Genomic DNA, 17,638 nt, shown 5'->3' on the forward strand with positions numbered 1-17,638 from the left:
GGGCTTATCTGGCTACTCTTGTCTGGCGTAGTCGGCGGGCCCCTAACTGTGTCAGGAGTTGTTGTGAAGCAGAAAAAGTGGCTCCTCAGCGATAGGCAAGTGGCGCTGGCGATTCTGTTTTGCCAATTGCTCCTGGTGGTCGGTGCCGCCAGTCTGTTTTATTACCAGGCCGGCGAACCTGCCGCTCGTTCCGCCCTGATTGGGGGCGGAATCTACTGGGTTCCCCAATGTCTGTTCAGCGTGCGGGTACTGGCGTTCGGTGCCAAGGATCCCACGCCGCGCGGTGTTGTGGCGGACTTTTACAGCGGGGCAGGGATTAAGTTTGGCAGTACTATCCTGTTATTCGTGATAGTGCTCAAGTACGTGGAGGTGCTACATGGCCCCCTGTACACGGCTTACGCCCTAGCATTGCTGATGCAGTGGATTCTTTCATTCACTCTCAACAACCGTTACTAGGAAAACACATGGCTGCAACAGGAGATGTCTTAACTTCCCAGGGTTATATCTCTCACCATCTGCAACATCTGCAGGTCGGTTCGGGGTTTTGGGCGTTAAATATCGATTCTTTGCTTGTTTCCGTTGTCCTGGGAATGCTGTTCTTGTGGGGCTTCAGTAAGGTTGCATCCCGTGCAACCAGTGGAGTTCCGGGAAAGTGGCAATGTGCCATCGAGCTGCTGGTTGAATTTGTGGATAAATCCGTCAAGGACGTGTTCCATGGCAAGAGTGCGTTGATCGCGCCCCTGGCGCTGACCATTTTTGTCTGGGTCTTCCTGATGAACCTGATGGACCTTATCCCGGTCGACTATCTGCCTCATGGTGCCGCCCTGTTGGGTGTTCCCTACCTGAGGGTTGTTCCTTCCGCCGATGTTAACATCACCATGTCCATGGCGTTCGGTGTCTTCTTCTTGATCATTTTCTACAGCATCAAGATGAAGGGCGTGTCCGGCTTTGTCAAAGAGCTGACCATGCAACCACTGAACCACTGGTCCATGATCCCTGTTAACTTGGTGCTTGAGACCGTGTCCCTGATCGCCAAGCCCATCTCTCTGGGTTTGCGACTGTTCGGTAACATGTACGCGGGTGAGATGATCTTTATCCTCATCGCCGGTTTACTGCCGTGGTGGTCTCAATGGGTCCTTAATGTGCCTTGGGCGATTTTCCACATCCTGGTCATCACCTTGCAGGCTTTCATCTTCATGATCCTGACCGTCGTCTATATGTCGATGGCATATGAAGAGCATTAATTAAAAAGATAACAATATATTAACAAGCTGTCATTTTAACCACTAATAATTGGAGAAAAACAATGGAAATGATTTTTATCGCTGCCGCTCTTATGCTGGGTCTGGCTGCCATCGGTGGTGCTATCGGTATTTCTATGCTGGGTGGCAAGTTCCTGGAAAGTGCGGCTCGCCAGCCGGACATGCTGCCTGCCCTGCGCGGCAACTTCTTTATCGTGGTTGGTCTGGTTGACGCCATCCCCATGATCACTGTTGGTATGGCCCTGTACCTGATCTTCGCCGTTGCCTAATGGCCCGGTATATCAATCAGTCTGCTAACCATTTTAAAGGAGAGTTGCGATGAACATGAACGCAACAATCCTCGGTCAAACGATCGCGTTTATCCTGTTTGTTTGGTTCTGCATGAAGTTTGTATGGCCGCCGATCATGGCTGCCATTGAAAGCCGCCAGAAAGAAATCGCCGAAGGCCTGTCCTCGGCTGAAAGAGCCAAGAAAGACCTGGCCCTGGCGCAAAACAATGCAACCGAACAGCTGAAGGAAGCCAAGCTGCAGTCCGCTCAAATCGTTGAGCAGGCCAACAAGCGCAAGGCTCAGATCATCGAGGATGCGACGCGTGAAGCCCAGGCCGAGCGTGAAAAGATTTTGGCACAAGCCCAGTCAGAAATTGAAGCTGAGCGTAACCGTGTCAAAGAGGAACTGCGTAAGCAGGTTGCTACTCTTGCCCTGGCGGGTGCAGAGAAGATCCTCGAGCGTCATATTGATGCCGCTGCCAACAGCGACATCGTTGAGAAAGTAGTAGCTGAACTGTAAGGGAACCTGAGCCATGGAAATGAAAACCATTGCTCGCCCCTATGCCAAAGCAGCTTTCGATTTTGCCGTTGAGAAAAATGCGGTTGAGAACTGGTTGTCGATGTTGAGCTTTGCCGCCGAAGTGGCGAGCAACGAAGGCATGGTCCATGTACTCAGCAGCGATCTGAACGCGGAAAAGATGGCCGAAGTGTTTTTGGTTGTCTGTGGCGAACAGCTCGATGAGCAAGGCCAGAACCTGATAAAGGCGATGGCTGTAAACGGACGCTTGAGTGTGTTGCCGGCGGTGGTGCAGGAATTCGTCTCTATGAAGACGGAGCTGGACCGGGAAGTGGAAGCCGATGTGGTCTCCGCTGCCAAACTGACCAAGCAACAAGTGGCCAAGATTCAGGCCTCACTTGAAAAGCGCCTGGAGCGCAAGGTGAAGCTGAATTGCAGCGTTGATAAAGCCCTGATGGCCGGCATCATCATCAAAGCCGGTGACATGGTAATCGACGGAAGTGTTCGGGGCAGACTGTCCCGCTTGGCTGAAACGCTGCAATCTTGATTGGGGAATAGAGCATGCAACTGAATTCAACTGAAATTGCCGAGCTGATCAAACAGCGTATCGAGCAATTCAATGTTGTCAGTGAAGCACGAAACGAAGGCACCATCGTCTCTGTAAGCGATGGCATCATTCGTGTTCACGGCCTTGCTGACGTCATGCAAGGTGAAATGATTGAACTGCCGGGCGGTCGTTACGCCCTGGCACTGAACCTGGAGCGTGACTCCGTCGGTGCCGTGGTCATGGGTCCTTATGCGGACCTGGCCGAAGGCATGAAGGTTCAGTCCACCGGCCGTATCCTGGAAGTACCCGTAGGCCGCAGCCTGCTGGGTCGGGTGGTCAACACCCTGGGTGAGCCGATCGACGGCAAGGGCGCCATCAACGCCGAGTCATCTTCTCCGGTAGAAGTGATCGCGCCCGGCGTTATCGATCGTCAGTCGGTCGACCAGCCGGTACAGACCGGTTATAAAGCCGTTGACGCCATGATCCCCATCGGTCGCGGTCAGCGGGAGCTGATCATCGGTGACCGTCAGGTAGGTAAGACCGCCCTGGCCGTTGACGCCATCATCAACCAGAAAGACTCCGGCATTAAGTGTGTGTACGTGGCCATCGGCCAGAAGGCGTCCACCATTTCTAACGTGGTCCGCAAGCTGGAAGAGCACGGTGCCCTGGCCAACACCATAGTGGTGGTGGCCTCTGCCTCCGAGTCCGCCGCCCTGCAATTCCTGGCGCCTTACTCCGGTTGTGCCATGGGTGAGTTCTTCCGTGATCGCGGTGAAGACGCACTGATTGTATACGATGACCTGTCCAAGCAGGCCGTTGCCTACCGTCAGATCTCCCTGCTGCTGCGTCGTCCGCCAGGACGTGAAGCCTATCCCGGTGACGTCTTCTATCTGCACTCCCGTCTGCTGGAGCGCGCTTCCCGCGTATCCGCCGACTATGTAGAGAAGTTCACCAAAGGCGAAGTGAAAGGCCGGACCGGTTCTCTGACCGCGCTGCCGATCATCGAAACCCAGGCTGGCGACGTGTCCGCGTTCGTACCGACCAACGTGATCTCCATCACCGATGGTCAGATCTTCCTGACCACCGAACTGTTCAACTCCGGTATCCGTCCGGCGGTTGATCCGGGTATCTCCGTATCCCGGGTGGGTGGCGCTGCGCAGACCAAGATCATCAAAAAGCTGTCCGGTGGTATCCGTACCGCCCTGGCTCAGTACCGCGAACTGGCAGCCTTTGCCCAGTTCTCTTCCGATCTGGATGAATCCACTCGTAAGCAGCTGAGCCACGGTCAGAAAGTGACCGAGCTGATGAAACAGCAGCAATACCGCCCGATGTCGGTTGCCGAACAGGGCCTGGTGCTGTTTGCCGCCGAAAAAGGCTATCTGGACGATGTTGAGCTCAAGCTCATCACCACGTTCGAAGCCGCGCTGCTCGCTTATGCCGATTCAGAACACGCCGAGTTGATGGCTGAAATCAACAAGTCCGCCGACTACAACAACGACGTTGTAGCCAAGCTGACGGCGTTGCTGGATAGCTTCAAGGCTACCCAGTCCTGGTAACCATGTGGCAGCTCAGGCTGCCACCTGAATTGGAGAAGCGAGATGGCCGGCGCAAAAGAAATACGTAGCAAGATCGGGAGTGTCAAAAACACTCAGAAGATCACCGGCGCTATGGAGATGGTGGCCGCGTCGAAAATGCGCAAGGCGCAGGATCGCATGGCTCATAGCCGTCCATACGCTGAAACCATGCGCAAGGTGATCGGCCACGTCGCGCAGGGGAACTTGGAATACAAGCACCCCTATCTCGAAGACCGTGAGGTCAAGCGCGTCGGGTTTATTATCATCTCTACCGATCGGGGCCTCTGTGGTGGTCTGAACATCAACCTGTTCAAGAAAGCCATCACTGAAATGAAGGCATGGTCTGACAAGGGCGTCAGCATCGACCTGGGACTTATCGGCAACAAGGCGGTAAGTTTCTTCAACCGCTATGGCGGTAAGGTCATCGCCCAGGTCTCGGGGTTGGGCGACAGTCCTTCCCTGTCTGAGCTGATCGGCTCGGTCAATGTCATGCTGGAGGCGTACGACAAGGGTGAGATAGACAGGCTGTATTTGGTGTACAACAAGTTTGAAAACACCATGGTTCAGAAACCCAAGGTCGATCAACTGTTGCCTTTGCCGCCGTCGGAAGAAAATGTGGCCAGTCACAGCTGGGATTATCTCTATGAGCCGGATCCCAAATCTTTGCTGGACAAGCTGCTGGTACGCTTTGTGGAATCACAGGTGTATCAGGGCGTGGTAGAGAATCTGGCCAGTGAACAGGCGGCGCGAATGGTCGCGATGAAGGCCGCCACCGACAATGCCGGCAACCTGATAGACGATCTGCAACTGGTGTATAACAAGGCTCGTCAGGCTGCGATTACCCAGGAGCTGAGTGAAATAGTTGCAGGTGCAGGTGCCGTATAAGGCAAAGGTATTCAAAGGTTTAGAGGATTTGACATGAGTAAGGGTATCATAGTCCAAATCATCGGCGCGGTTGTTGACGTAGAGTTTCCGCAAGATGCGGTTCCCCACGTCTATGACGCGCTGACGATCACGACTGAAGGCCAGGGCCAGGGTCTGGTTCTGGAAGTTCAGCAGCAAATCGGCGGCGGCGTTGTTCGCTGTATCGCCATGGGTTCCTCCGACGGCCTGCGTCGCGGTCTGGAAGTTGAAAATACCAACAACCCCATCAAGGTTCCGGTCGGCGTACAGACCCTGGGCCGGATCATGGACGTACTGGGCAACCCTATCGATGAGAAGGGCCCTATCGGTGAAGAAGACCGTTGGTCCATCCACCGTGAAGCGCCCAGCTACGAAGAGCAGTCCAACAGCACCGAACTGCTGGAAACCGGCATCAAGGTTATCGACCTGGTTTGCCCGTTCGCCAAGGGTGGTAAGGTCGGTCTGTTCGGTGGTGCCGGTGTGGGCAAGACCGTCAACATGATGGAACTGATCCGTAACATCGCCATCGAGCACAGCGGTTACTCCGTGTTCGCCGGTGTGGGTGAGCGTACCCGTGAAGGTAACGACTTCTACCACGAAATGACCGAGTCCAACGTTATCGATAAGGTATCGCTGGTATACGGCCAGATGAACGAGCCGCCCGGAAACCGTCTGCGCGTGGCGCTGACCGGTCTGACCATGGCCGAGAAGTTCCGTGACGAAGGCCGTGACGTGCTGTTGTTCGTGGACAACATCTACCGTTACACCCTGGCCGGTACCGAAGTATCCGCCCTGCTGGGCCGTATGCCTTCGGCGGTAGGTTATCAGCCGACCCTGGCCGAAGAGATGGGGGTACTGCAAGAGCGTATCACCTCCACCAGAACCGGTTCTATCACCTCCGTTCAGGCCGTTTACGTGCCCGCGGATGACTTGACCGACCCGTCTCCCGCGACCACCTTCGCCCACCTGGACGCGACCGTGGTACTGAGCCGTCAGATCGCCGCCCTGGGTATCTACCCGGCCGTTGACCCGCTGGATTCCACCAGCCGTCAGCTGGACCCGCTGGTGATCGGTCAGGAGCACTATGATGTGGCCCGTGGCGTGCAGTCCGTACTGCAACGCTACAAAGAGCTGAAAGACATCATCGCCATCCTGGGTATGGACGAGCTGTCCGAAGACGACAAGCTGACCGTATCCCGCGCCCGTAAGATCGAGCGTTTCCTGTCCCAGCCTTTCTTCGTGGCCGAAGTATTTACCGGTTCTCCCGGCAAGTACGTGTCCCTGAAAGACACCATCAGTGGTTTCAAAGGCATACTGGACGGTGAATACGACGCGCTTCCCGAGCAGGCGTTCTACATGGTTGGCTCCATCGACGAAGTGGTCGAAAAAGCCAAGAAACTGTAAGCCTCGAAGGAGTACCTGATGGCTGAGTATAACTTTCACCTGGATATCGTCAGTGCCGAAGAGCGTTTGTACTCCGGCACTGTGACCGCGGTGACTGTGTCCGGCTCTGAGGGTGAATTGGGGATCCGTTACGGACATGCCCCCTTGTTGACGGCTATCCGTCCCGGCCTGGTGCAATATGTGACCAAGGCCGGTAAACAAGAAGTCCTGTATGTTTCCGGCGGTATGCTGGAAGTACAGGGCAGCAGTGTGATGGTATTGGCCGACACTGCGATTCGCGCCGAAGATCTGGATAAAGCCAAGGCCGAAGAAGCCAGAAAAGCGGCAGAAGCCAAGCTGCAGAATTCCTCTCATGATGTGGATTATGCGGAAGCGGCTGCCGAACTGGCCCGGGCCATGGCGAAACTGCGTGTGCTGCAGCTACTGAAGCACAACGTGCGGTAACAGTTATATGGTGTAAAAAGCGACCTCAGGGTCGCTTTTTTTTTATAAAAAAATCAGAATAACGGCAGCTTTTTGATGGCGCGCTTTTGCATACCTGCCTTTTTATCATCAGGCACGGCCGATATCGGGTGGAAGCAGGAAGTAACTAAGCCGACCGTTGGCGCCATGGATGGCACCATCGAGCGTACATGGAGGTATTTACAGCGCGTCGGTGTGCTGCTCCTGCTGCCGCCGGAGCATTGGATTAATAGATTGCGAAAGTCCCCTGCATTTTTTATCAACGGGATCCTTAATCTTATGAGTACACAGGCGGTTATTCTGGCGGCGGGCAAGGGCACCCGCATGCGCTCTCCCTTGCCCAAGGTATTGCACCCGGTGGCGGGCAAGCCCATGGTCAGCCATGTGATCGAGGCGGCCAAAGCCTGCGCGGTGGATGGCATTCACCTGGTCTATGGTCATGGTGCCGAGCAGCTCAAGGCTCGTATCGACGAGCCGGGCCTGAGCTGGGTGCATCAGGCCGAGCAACTGGGCACCGGTCACGCGGTGGCGGTGGCCTTGCCGGATATGGCCGATAACGACAGGGTGCTGGTGCTCTATGGCGACACCCCGCTGCTGCAGCCCGAGACCCTCACCCGGCTGCTGGCGGCCCAGCCCGCCGGCGGCGTCGGCCTGCTCACCGTGACGCTGGATAACCCCACCGGCTATGGCCGCATCGTGCGTGAAAACGGTCAGGTGATCGGCATAGTGGAGCAGAAAGACGCCAGTCCCGAGCAATTGGCCATCAATGAAGTAAATACCGGCGTATTGGTGGCGCAGGCCAAACAGCTGAAAGGCTGGCTGGCACGGCTTAACAACGACAATGCCCAGGGCGAGTATTACCTGACCGATATCTTTGCCATGGCCCACGCCGATGGTTGCGAGGTAGCCACGGTGCAGCCCGAGTCCACCACCGAGGTGGAAGGCGCCAACGACAGGGTACAGCTGGCCGGCCTGGAGCGCGCCTATCAGGCGATGCAGGCCGAACGGCTGATGCGTTCAGGCGTGACCCTGCTGGATCCGGCCCGCTTCGATCTGCGCGGTAGCCTGACCACGGGTGAGGAGGTGACCATAGATGTGAATGTGATCGTCGAAGGGCGGGTGACCCTGGGCCACCATGTGAAGATCGGCGCCGGCTGTATCCTGAAAGACTGTACCATCGCCGACCATGCCGAGGTCAAACCCTACAGCATCATCGAAGGTGCCGAACTGGGGGTGGACAGCAGTGCCGGTCCCTTCGCCCGCCTGCGTCCCGGCGCCGTGCTGGCCGAGGATGCCCATGTCGGCAACTTTGTCGAAATGAAGAAGTCCCGGCTCGGGGCCGGTTCCAAAGCCGGTCACCTCAGCTACCTGGGGGACGCCGAGATAGGTGACAAGGTCAATATCGGCGCCGGCACCATTACCTGCAACTACGACGGGGTGAACAAGTTCCAGACGGTGATCGAGGACGGCGTCTTTGTCGGCTCCGACACCCAGTTGGTGGCCCCGGTGCGTATCGGCAAGAATGCCACCCTGGGGGCGGGCAGTACCATCACCAAGGACGTGGCCGAGGCCGAACTGGTGATAACGAGGGTGCGCCAGCGGCATATCAAAGACTGGCCACGGCCGGTGAAGAAAAAGCCCTAAGCGGTAAGCTGAAAGCTTAACCAACACGGCGGCGGATCTCGCTGCTGCGTTGGTTAAGTCTACTTTGCTTTAATATCCCAAGTCCCAAGTCCCAAGTCCTAAATCCGGTAAAAACTCTTCAAATCAGTCATCGACGCGGTCTGCCGATCGCTTCCAGCTTAAGGCGCCAAGCTTTTGCCTTGATCCCCTATCTTTTGATCTGCTAGCATTAGGTTTCAAATCGAAACTTAAGAAGTGCATGTCGAAACGAAACACCCAGCAGCGCCGTCATACCATTGTCAGCCTGCTCAACGAGCAGGGCGAAGTGACGGTAGATGAACTGTCTCAGCATTTTGAAACCTCTGAAGTCACCATCCGCAAGGACCTGGCCGCTTTAGAGAAAAACGGCCTGCTGCTGCGTCGCTACGGTGGCGCCGTGCCGGTGCCCAGTGAAATGGTGACGGAGAGTGTGGGCGAGCCGGTTTCGAAACGAAAGCAGGCGCTGGCCCGTGCCGCCGCCGAACGGATCCGTGACCATAACCGCATCATCATCGACAGCGGCAGCACCACCGCCGCCCTGCTGGGTGAGCTTGGTCACAAGCATGGCCTGGTGGTGATGACCAATTCACTCAATATCGCCAATGCCCTGCGTGAGCTGGAGCCGGAGCCGACCCTGCTGATGACAGGCGGCACCTGGGATGCCACTTCCGAGTCATTCCAGGGCCAAGTGGCCGAACAGGTATTGCGCTCCTACGATTTCGATCAGCTGTTTATCGGCGCCGACGGCATCGATATCGGGCGGGGTACTACCACCTTCAACGAATTGATCGGCCTGTCGCGGGTGATGGCAGAGGTGGCCCGGGAAGTGGTGGTGATGGTGGAATCGGACAAGGTTGGCCGCAAGATCCCCAACCTGGAGCTGCCCTGGAGTGCCATTCATACCCTGATCACCGACGATGGGCTGTCCGTCGAATATCAACAACAATTAGCGCAGAAGGGCATTAACCTGATCATTGCCCGAGAATCTTGAGGAACGCATTATGTGTGGAATTGTAGGGGCGGTTGCCCAACGGGATGTGGCGGAAATACTGGTAGAAGGCCTGCGTCGCCTGGAATATAGGGGGTATGACTCGGCCGGTGTCGCCATTGTCAATGGCAACGAACTGGGGCGGTTGCGCCGCCTGGGTAAGGTGCAGGTGCTGGCCGATGCCCTCGACCAGCAGCCGCTGGCCGGTGGCACAGGTATCGCACACACCCGTTGGGCGACCCATGGCGAGCCTTCCGAGCGCAACGCCCACCCTCATGTATCTGGCGACATTACCGTGGTGCACAACGGCATTATCGAAAACCATGAAGAACTCAGGACCGAGCTGCAGGCGATGGGCTACGAGTTTGTGTCCGATACCGATACCGAGGTCATTGCCCATCTGGTGCACCATCATCGTCAACACAGCGATTCCCTGCTGGCAGCCTTGCAGACGGCGGTGAAACAGTTGCGGGGGGCCTATGGCACCGTGCTGATGGATACCCAGGATCCGTCGCGTCTGGTGGTGGCCCGCTCCGGTTCGCCGCTGGTGATCGGTCTGGGCCTGGGGGAGAATTTTATCGCCTCCGATCAGTTGGCGCTGTTGCCGGTGACCCGCCGCTTTATGTTCCTCGAAGAAGGCGACGTGGCGGAAGTAACGCGTCGGGACGTACGCATCTTTGATGTTGACGGCCAGGCGGTCAGTCGTGCCGAGCTGGAATCCGAAGCGTCCCACGATGCGGGTGACAAGGGCGAATATCGTCATTATATGCTCAAGGAGATCTACGAGCAGCCCAAATCGATCACCGATACCCTGGAAGGCCGCATCACCGACTCGGCCGTGGTGGTCGAGTCGTTCGGCAACGGCGCCCGGGCCATCTTCGAGAAGGTGGAGCATATTCAGCTTATTGCCTGTGGTACTTCCTATCACTCCGGCATGGTGGCCAAGTACTGGTTTGAAGCCCTGGCTGGCGTATCCTGTGATATCGAAATCGCCTCCGAGTTTCGTTACCGCAAGTCGGTGGTACGCCCCAACAGCCTGCTGATCACCTTGTCCCAAAGTGGTGAGACCGCCGATACCCTGGCGGCCCTGCGCCTGGCCAAGGACTCCGGCTTCATGAGCAGCCTGGCTATCTGCAACGTGCCCGGATCTTCGCTGGTGCGGGAGTCGGATCTGGCCTTTATGACCCGCGCCGGCGCCGAAATCGGTGTCGCGTCCACCAAGGCATTCACCACCCAGCTGGCTGGCCTGCTGATGCTGGTCGCCGCCGTCGGCCGTTGCCGGGGCAATATGAGCGTCGATACCGAGGCCAAACTGGTACAGGCGCTGCGTACCGTACCGGCCCATATCGGCGATACCCTGGCGCTGGCCAAGGATATCGAAGCCCTGGCGGAAGAGTTTGCCGACAAGCAGAACAGCCTGTTCCTGGGGCGGGGCGATCAGTACCCGATCGCCATGGAAGGGGCGCTCAAGCTGAAGGAGATTTCCTATATCCACGCCGAAGCCTATGCCGCCGGTGAACTCAAGCACGGTCCGCTGGCGCTGATCGACGCCGATATGCCGATTATCGTGGTGGCGCCCAATAACGACTTGCTGGAGAAGCTGAAATCCAATGTGGAAGAAGTGCGCGCCCGCGGCGGCATCCTCTATGTGTTTGCCGACAAGGAAGCCGGCTTCCGGGGCGATGACACCATGCGGGTGATGCCAGTCAATCATGTGGACGAGGTGATTGCCCCCATCATCTATACGGTACCGCTGCAACTGCTGTCTTATTATGTGGCGTTGATCAAGGGCACGGATGTGGATCAGCCACGCAACCTGGCCAAGTCGGTGACGGTCGAGTGAGTCTGGCAGCTTCAGCAGGATAAAAATGCCATATGAACCGACCCGGGTCTGCACAGTTGCCGCCCGGGTTGGTTTCTTTTATTGGCGTTGCTCTTTTCCGGTCAACAGCCGACTGCTTTCCTGCTGGAGTAGTTTCTCCATTTCTGTTGCCGGCATCGGCCTGGCCAGATAATAGCCTTGTCCCTCGTCGCACCCCAGCTGACGCAGCCGCTGGTGCTGTGATTCATACTCTATCCCTTCGGCGATAACGGCGATGCCCATGTTATGGGCGAGGTTGATGATGGAGCTGACGATGACGGCATCTCCGCTCTTTGAAGCCAGATCCTTGACGAAGGATTTGTCGATTTTAAGACGGCGTACCGGAAAATTCTTCAGATAGGCGAGGGAGGAATAGCCGGTCCCGAAGTCATCAATGGCCAGATGCATTCCCAGGCGGTTCAGCTCCGTCATGGTGGTGATGGCAATATCCATATCCTCCATCAGCATACTTTCGGTGATTTCCAGCTCCAGCAAGTCGGGATTCAGCGCCAGCTCCCGCAGTATGTCGGCGATGTTGCCGGCCAGGCTGAATTGCCTAAACTGGGGGGCCGACAGGTTGACGGCCATCCTGATATTATAGAATCCGGCCCACTGCCAGGCATGCAACTGGCGACAGGCGGTCTCCAGTATCCAGTTCCCAAGGGGGACTATTATTCCGCTCTTTTCGGCGAGGGGAATAAAGTCTCCCGGATAGACCAGGCCCACCCCCGGTTTGTTCCAGCGTACCAGGGCTTCTACCCCGGCCAGCCTGCCGTCCTGCAGGCTGAACTGAGGCTGGTAGTGAAGCTCCATCTGATTCTGCTCCAGGGCGTATCGCAATTCGTTCTCAATCTTCACCAGGGAGATGGCCCGGGTATTCATTTCGGCATCAAATAATTGTACCTGATTGCGTCCCTTTTCCTTGGCCTGGTAGAGGGCGATGTCGGCATTCTGCATCAACGCCGCTTCATCCATACCATGTTGTGGATAGAGGGCCAGCCCGATGCTGACACTGATATAGAGGTTTTGTCCCCTCACCCGGATGGGGCTGGCAAAGGCGTCGATGATGCGTTGAGCCGCTCCCCTGGCCTGCTGCAGGGATAGGGTGTTGGTGATCACCAGGATAAATTCATCTCCGCCGAAACGGCACAGAATGTCTTCTTTACGGCTATGGCCCTGGATCCGCTGGGCTGCGGCTTTGAGCAGCTCATCTCCCGCCTGGTGTCCCAGGCTGTCATTGATCTGTTTGAACCTGTCCAGATCGATAAACAACATGGCGAGGCTGTTGCCCTGTTGTTCGGCCTGACCCAGATACTGAACGAGCCGTTTGCTGAACAGGTTGCGGTTGGCCAGTCCGGTCAGCAGATCGTAATGGGCCATTTTTTGCAGTTGGCTCTGCGAATCCTTGAGCATGGAAATATCGGAAAAGACGGCGACATAGTGGCTTATCTCATCGTTATTATTCCTGAGCGCGGTGACTGATAACCATAGGGGATAGCGCTTGCCGTTTTTTCTGTGCCCGGATATTTCACCCTGCCAGTATCCGGCCGCATGCACCGTCTGCCATAAGAGCTGCAGCTCCTGGGCCTGATTTTCTATGTGCAACACGCCCGATGGCGACTTACCTGCAATTTCGGCCAGGGTATAGCCGGTGATATTGGTATAGGCATGATTTACATAGGTGAGTCGGAGACTGTGATCGAAGATCACCACAGCCTCCAGAATATTCTTCAACACCAACCCATTGAGATACAACGATGCTTCGGCCTGCTTCAGGCGGGTGATGTCTTGTCCCTGGGCCTGTACGGCTGTCACCACCTCGTTTTCAAAAATCGGTGCCAGGGTCCAGAGCTGATGGCGGGGGTGTTCCTGGGATGGGGCCAGTCGTGCTTCGACATCGCTTACCTTGTGCCCTGTTCGCGCCCGGCAGATGGCCTGCTGAAGGGGGTAAAGCTGCTCAGTGCTAAAATGCTGGGCAAGTTCGGTACCTATGATCATTTCCTTGGCCTGCCCGAACAGGGGCATGGCGGCAGGGTTCAAGGCCAGGATGCGCTCGTTGTTATCCAGGATGATGGTCGCCGAGTTTGCGGTGTTGAAGAGGTTGGCGAGATCCTGTTTTTTGTGTTGCAGGCCTTCGACCATCTGCTCCAGGCTTCGACCGAGGAAGTTGAATTCCTTGATATGGCCGGGCTTAAAGGCCGCCTGCTGGTCACTGCTGACCCGCTCGGCAAAGTCGGTGAGCTTGGCGAGGGGAGAGGAAATCAGCTTCAGGGTATAGAGTGCCAGGGCCAGGGCGGCAATCAACACCAGCAACAGCGCCAGCAAGGTATTGTTCCAGTAGGCTTGCTGCAGTTGCTGAAATGCCTTGTTATCGGTGAGCAGCAGGACCTGCAATTGCTTCTGTTCACCATCAAGGCGCAAGGAGTGTCGGCTGAAGTAATAGTCCTGGATCTGACCCGAAGGGAGTCGGCTGGCCAAGGCCGACGCGCGCACAGTGGTAGGCAATGCACCGTCGTTATACCATGGTCCCACCGGCTTACCCTGCAAGATCAGCTGAAAGCTGAAGTTTTCGATCCCCTGATCCAGGAGGTTCAACAGCGTCAGGTTGTCGTTAAGGACCAGGCCACCGAGCAGGGAGCCCACCACCTGACCCGATAACGGCGACAAGATGGGATACCTGTGCACCAGTACGTTTAATGGCATCGGTGTGGTTTCCAGCTCAAGCCAGGACCAGCGGTCATACATGGGGAAGGAATTCGTCAGCCGGCCCAGAGATTGTGTCAGAGAATAGAAGGGTGAATTGAGATCCGTCCAATACTGCCCTTGCCGGGTCAGCGTCAGGATATCCAGATTCTCTCCGCCTTGTTTCTGTAACATGTCCTGCAGCAGCTGGCTGGCTGCGGTGTCATCGTTAGTCGACATCAGGGAAGCCAGGCGGGGATGTTCTGCGGTGGTTAACAGCAGGGTACTCAGGTCGTTCAGATAACCGTCCAGATTGAGCTGAAGGCGGTTACGAACCTGCTGGAACTGGCTTTGCATCCCCTCGTCGATGACTCTGGAGGCGCTACGGTAGGTCAATGCCAGCAAGGCAATGGCCAGCAGAAAGAAAGCGGGCAACAGGGCCATCAGCATCAGCCTGATCAGTGGCCTGGCGCGCGGATTACCTTGAGTAACGGAAGGCATAGGCTTGCAGTCGCTCCAGTTCGGCTGCGGGGCTATTTTGGCGGATGATAACAAAATCCCCGCTGTAGACCTGAGGGATATGATCGCTTTTCCCCTCAATATCAAGGCGGATGGCTTCTGCCATGGCGACGCCGTTATCATCATTCATGCGCATCACGGTCAGATCCAGGGAGCCTTGCTGCAGGGCTGTGAGTTCGGCGCTGCCGCCACCCCATCCGTTGAGGATAATGTCATCTTCCTTGCCCAATATTTTCAGGGCATCGATGGCGCCGATGGCGATATCCGTAGCGCAGGCATAAATCAGGTTGATATCAGGATCTGTTGTCAGGGCCTGCAGTACCGCGCGGGTTGAGTGCTCCCTGTTGATATCGGTGTAGAAGGCCTGGCGTTGGGTAAAATCGGGCAGGGTTGAGGTCAGCCGGATAAACTCATCCCCCCTTGCCTGGCTGATATAACCACGGGTGCCATACAGCATCAGGTAGTCGGCTTGCCCTCCGGTCATTTCTGTTATGGCTTCGGTCAGCAGCCGGGTTCCCGTGGCATGATCGAAACCCACATAGAAAAAGGGCTGCCGCCCATCCCAGCGCTTCAGGGGGGTGGTGATATTCTGCAAGATAAGTTTGGGTCGGCCACGCGCCATGATTTTTTCTATCAGTACCTGGTGGCGTTGGGCATCCAGGGTAAAGATGAGGTAGTCAGGGTCGTTTTTCAGGGCTTCGGCTATTTGTCGTTCCTGTTCTCGGAGTGCTGTATCGGGCCGGAAAAAATGGCTCTCCAAAGCATAGTGAACGCCTATTTCCTTAAGGCGGGCAGTAAAGCTTTGCTGGCTGCGATACCAATAGTCCGAGATTTGCTCTCCGGGATAGATCATCGCGATATGCACCGGTCTCTCTCCTGGCCATTCCCGGGGAAGGGCGGGTTTTCGCACCCGCTCCGAGAAGGAATTCAACCTTTGTTTTTGTTCCGGAAATGTCTGTAGATACTCCTGAAGAGACCAGTACTCGGGGCTTTCAGCCGAAACCTGTACAGGGATCAGCATACCTGTCAGTAGCCAACAGGCAAGTAATCGGCTTATAAACATTTTTATCCGTGTGATCTATTTATTAAGAAATCAGTGTAGTGCAAAAAAGGTTCATTTGAATATTAGTTTTTATTGTAAGCTGTGGCCAAAAGGAAGGCAGAATGACGGTTATCTCCTTCTCTTTTAGAGGCATTTAAGGACGCCGACAACCAACTACCACATAACCGATCCATGCAATGCCGCATTCGGAGCATAGGCCGAGTGCCTACGGCATCAAGGCGCAGCGGAGCCCGTGGATGGGGGTATGGCATGTCTACTCTGATTGGTGAGCTAGCATTTAGGAACCGTCATTTAGGGCTATGATGCTTATTTCGGTCTGTATGGCACAAATAACCCGTTTCTGTTAAATTTTATACAACATTATAGTCTGCAGGCCTGTTAGTCCCGGCTCTATACTCTCCTAGCTCTTATTGGTGCGCATCCCTATGACCATGTTCGAGAACTTATTGGTGATCGCCTTGCTGGTGGCCATCAGTTCCTTCTTTTCGGTATCTGAAATAGCCCTGGCCGCGGCGAGAAAGATGAAACTGCGCTTGATGGTCAGCGACGGCGATGCCAATGCCGAAAAGGTGCTCTGGCTGCAGGAACAGCCGGGGAACTTTTTTACCGTGGTACAGATAGGTCTGAATGCGGTGGCTATTCTGGGCGGTATTTTGGGGGAGGCGGCGTTTACGCCCTTTTGTACCGAACTGCTGCGATTGTTTTTTGATGGGGCCTGGATCCCCAAGGCTGGGTTCATCGCCTCTTTCTTTATCGTGACTTCTCTGTTTATCCTGTTTGCCGATTTGATGCCCAAGCGTCTGGCCATGATAGCCCCGGAGCGCATCGCGGTGGCTGTGGTCGGTCCCATGAGTTATTTCATCTTGGTGTTGAAACCCCTGGTCTGGTTTTTTAATGGCTTGGCCAACCTGTTCTTTCGCCTGTTCAAGGTGCCGACCATGCGCAAGGATGAGATCACTCCCGAGGATATTATCGCCATGATGGATGCGGGCGCCCAGGCTGGGGTGTTGCAGCAGCAGGAACATCACCTGATAGAAAATGTATTTGAGATGGAGTCACGTACCGTGACTTCGGCGATGACGGCACGGGAGAGCTTGATTTTTTTCACCCTCAAAGAGAGCCAAGACAGTATTAAAACCAAGATTGCGGAGCACCCCCATGCCAAGTTTATGGTCTGTGAAGACAGCCTAGATAAGGTGGTGGGCTATGTGGACTCCCGGGATATCCTGATGCAGGTGCTGCATCAGCAACCGATTTCGCTACAAAAAGAAGGTATAATTCGCACCCCCCTGATCATCCCCGATACCCTGTCCATGTACGAGGTGCTAGAGCATTTCAAAACCGCCGGGGAGGATTTTGCCATCATCATGAACGAATACGCGCTGGTGGTCGGCATTATTACCCTCAAGGATGTGATGAGCATAGTGATGGGCGAGCTGGTGCAATCCCAGGAAGAGCAGATAGTGGCACGTAATGATAATTCCTGGCTGGTGGAAGGGCTGACCCCCCTGGCCGATGTGATGCGGGTGCTGAATATCGAGTGTTTCCCCGACGACGAAAATTACGAGACCATCGCCGGTTTTATGATGTTTATGCTGCGCAAGATCCCCAAGCGTACCGATTTTGTGCTGCATGCCGGTTATAAATTCGAGGTGGTGGATATCGACAGCTATAAGATAGATCAGCTGTTGGTGACCCGAGTGGGGCTGTCAGAGCGGGTTTTGGAGGATGAAAAGTAGTAAAATAAATCGTTTTGGGTGTTTTTTATCCGAATGCTCATAAAAGTGATTTTTTTCTTAAAAAAGCCCTTGCGCAAAAATCGCGGCTCCCTATAATGCGCATCCACTGACACGGGGCAAGCCGCTCACGGTCACAAGCAGAAAAAGAACATCATTCACTGCTTGACGAACACAACGGATTGCGTA

General features: G+C 55.6%; 15 protein-coding genes. 13 read left to right on the forward strand and 2 right to left on the reverse strand.

Going from position 1 to position 17,638, the window contains the following annotated elements; translation table 11 throughout:
* Positions 1 to 63 precede the first annotated feature (63 nt).
* The 12 genes from ABD806_RS16810 (at position 64) to glmS (ending at position 11,431) form a co-directional block, all read left to right on the forward strand.
* Complete coding sequence (locus tag ABD806_RS16810; protein WP_344959961.1) at positions 64 to 456, forward strand: ATP synthase subunit I; 393 nt, start codon at positions 64 to 66, stop codon at positions 454 to 456.
* A gap of 8 nt (positions 457 to 464) precedes the next feature.
* The gene (gene atpB, locus ABD806_RS16815) at positions 465 to 1,244 is read left to right on the forward strand and encodes a F0F1 ATP synthase subunit A (RefSeq protein WP_344959962.1); all 780 of its coding nucleotides are present in this window, start codon (positions 465 to 467) and stop codon (positions 1,242 to 1,244) included.
* Positions 1,245 to 1,306: 62 nt separating this feature from the next.
* On the forward strand, positions 1,307 to 1,531 hold the full coding sequence (atpE, locus tag ABD806_RS16820) for a F0F1 ATP synthase subunit C (RefSeq protein ID WP_116475439.1): 225 nt from the start codon (positions 1,307 to 1,309) through the stop codon (positions 1,529 to 1,531).
* A 49-nt stretch (positions 1,532 to 1,580) separates the two neighbouring features.
* The gene (gene atpF, locus ABD806_RS16825) at positions 1,581 to 2,051 is read left to right on the forward strand and encodes a F0F1 ATP synthase subunit B (RefSeq protein ID WP_344959965.1); all 471 of its coding nucleotides are present in this window, start codon (positions 1,581 to 1,583) and stop codon (positions 2,049 to 2,051) included.
* A gap of 13 nt (positions 2,052 to 2,064) precedes the next feature.
* Entirely contained in the window at positions 2,065 to 2,595 is a 531-nt protein-coding gene (atpH, locus tag ABD806_RS16830; protein ID WP_344959966.1) for a F0F1 ATP synthase subunit delta, read from the forward strand.
* 14 nt (positions 2,596 to 2,609) lie between these two features.
* A complete protein-coding gene (atpA, locus tag ABD806_RS16835) occupies positions 2,610 to 4,151 on the forward strand; it encodes a F0F1 ATP synthase subunit alpha (RefSeq protein WP_344959967.1) in 1,542 nt (513 codons plus the stop codon).
* Between the two features lie 42 nt (positions 4,152 to 4,193).
* The gene (gene atpG, locus ABD806_RS16840; protein ID WP_344959968.1) at positions 4,194 to 5,054 is read left to right on the forward strand and encodes a F0F1 ATP synthase subunit gamma; all 861 of its coding nucleotides are present in this window, start codon (positions 4,194 to 4,196) and stop codon (positions 5,052 to 5,054) included.
* Positions 5,055 to 5,087: 33 nt separating this feature from the next.
* On the forward strand, positions 5,088 to 6,476 hold the full coding sequence (atpD, locus tag ABD806_RS16845) for a F0F1 ATP synthase subunit beta (protein WP_344959969.1): 1,389 nt from the start codon (positions 5,088 to 5,090) through the stop codon (positions 6,474 to 6,476).
* A gap of 18 nt (positions 6,477 to 6,494) precedes the next feature.
* Positions 6,495 to 6,920 (forward strand): F0F1 ATP synthase subunit epsilon, encoded by a 426-nt coding sequence (locus tag ABD806_RS16850; RefSeq protein WP_344959970.1) that lies wholly within the window; start codon positions 6,495 to 6,497, stop codon positions 6,918 to 6,920.
* Positions 6,921 to 7,217: 297 nt separating this feature from the next.
* Positions 7,218 to 8,582 carry a bifunctional UDP-N-acetylglucosamine diphosphorylase/glucosamine-1-phosphate N-acetyltransferase GlmU gene (gene glmU, locus ABD806_RS16855; protein WP_344959971.1) on the forward strand — a complete coding sequence of 455 codons (1,365 nt, stop codon included), beginning with the start codon at positions 7,218 to 7,220 and terminating at the stop codon, positions 8,580 to 8,582.
* A gap of 238 nt (positions 8,583 to 8,820) precedes the next feature.
* Complete coding sequence (locus ABD806_RS16860) at positions 8,821 to 9,591, forward strand: DeoR/GlpR family DNA-binding transcription regulator (RefSeq protein WP_344959972.1); 771 nt, start codon at positions 8,821 to 8,823, stop codon at positions 9,589 to 9,591.
* Between the two features lie 10 nt (positions 9,592 to 9,601).
* Positions 9,602 to 11,431, forward strand: a complete 1,830-nt coding sequence (gene glmS, locus ABD806_RS16865) for a glutamine--fructose-6-phosphate transaminase (isomerizing) (RefSeq protein ID WP_344959973.1) — start codon at positions 9,602 to 9,604, stop codon at positions 11,429 to 11,431.
* A gap of 78 nt (positions 11,432 to 11,509) precedes the next feature.
* Here the strand turns inward: glmS and ABD806_RS16870 are convergent, their stop codons facing one another.
* Both ABD806_RS16870 and ABD806_RS16875 read right to left on the reverse strand, forming a co-directional pair.
* Positions 11,510 to 14,632, reverse strand: coding sequence for an EAL domain-containing protein (locus ABD806_RS16870; RefSeq protein WP_344959974.1), 3,123 nt, complete (start codon positions 14,630 to 14,632; stop codon positions 11,510 to 11,512).
* Complete coding sequence (locus ABD806_RS16875) at positions 14,610 to 15,515, reverse strand: substrate-binding domain-containing protein (RefSeq protein ID WP_344959975.1); 906 nt, start codon at positions 15,513 to 15,515, stop codon at positions 14,610 to 14,612. The genes ABD806_RS16870 and ABD806_RS16875 overlap by 23 nt, the downstream gene beginning before the upstream one ends.
* A gap of 623 nt (positions 15,516 to 16,138) precedes the next feature.
* On the opposite strand from ABD806_RS16875, the gene paeA reads away from it, so the two are divergent.
* Positions 16,139 to 17,452, forward strand: coding sequence for a polyamine export protein PaeA (gene paeA / locus ABD806_RS16880; protein ID WP_344959976.1), 1,314 nt, complete (start codon positions 16,139 to 16,141; stop codon positions 17,450 to 17,452).
* The last annotated feature ends 186 nt before the right edge of the window (positions 17,453 to 17,638 follow it).

Origin of the sequence: Zobellella aerophila, from assembly GCF_039539325.1 — a bacterium.
In the GTDB taxonomy this organism is placed as follows: domain Bacteria; phylum Pseudomonadota; class Gammaproteobacteria; order Enterobacterales; family Aeromonadaceae; genus Oceanimonas; species Oceanimonas aerophila.

Coding starts and splice junctions, on each gene's coding strand:
- ABD806_RS16870 (WP_344959974.1), bottom strand. CDS start 14,632: ATGCCTTCCGTTACTCAAGGTAATCCGCGCGCCAGGCCACTGATCAGG.
- atpA (WP_344959967.1), top strand. CDS start 2,610: ATGCAACTGAATTCAACTGAAATTGCCGAGCTGATCAAACAGCGTATC.
- paeA (WP_344959976.1), top strand. CDS start 16,139: ATGACCATGTTCGAGAACTTATTGGTGATCGCCTTGCTGGTGGCCATC.
- atpH (WP_344959966.1), top strand. CDS start 2,065: ATGGAAATGAAAACCATTGCTCGCCCCTATGCCAAAGCAGCTTTCGAT.
- ABD806_RS16860 (WP_344959972.1), top strand. CDS start 8,821: ATGTCGAAACGAAACACCCAGCAGCGCCGTCATACCATTGTCAGCCTG.
- atpD (WP_344959969.1), top strand. CDS start 5,088: ATGAGTAAGGGTATCATAGTCCAAATCATCGGCGCGGTTGTTGACGTA.
- atpE (WP_116475439.1), top strand. CDS start 1,307: ATGGAAATGATTTTTATCGCTGCCGCTCTTATGCTGGGTCTGGCTGCC.
- atpF (WP_344959965.1), top strand. CDS start 1,581: ATGAACATGAACGCAACAATCCTCGGTCAAACGATCGCGTTTATCCTG.
- atpG (WP_344959968.1), top strand. CDS start 4,194: ATGGCCGGCGCAAAAGAAATACGTAGCAAGATCGGGAGTGTCAAAAAC.
- atpB (WP_344959962.1), top strand. CDS start 465: ATGGCTGCAACAGGAGATGTCTTAACTTCCCAGGGTTATATCTCTCAC.
- glmU (WP_344959971.1), top strand. CDS start 7,218: ATGAGTACACAGGCGGTTATTCTGGCGGCGGGCAAGGGCACCCGCATG.
- ABD806_RS16850 (WP_344959970.1), top strand. CDS start 6,495: ATGGCTGAGTATAACTTTCACCTGGATATCGTCAGTGCCGAAGAGCGT.
- glmS (WP_344959973.1), top strand. CDS start 9,602: ATGTGTGGAATTGTAGGGGCGGTTGCCCAACGGGATGTGGCGGAAATA.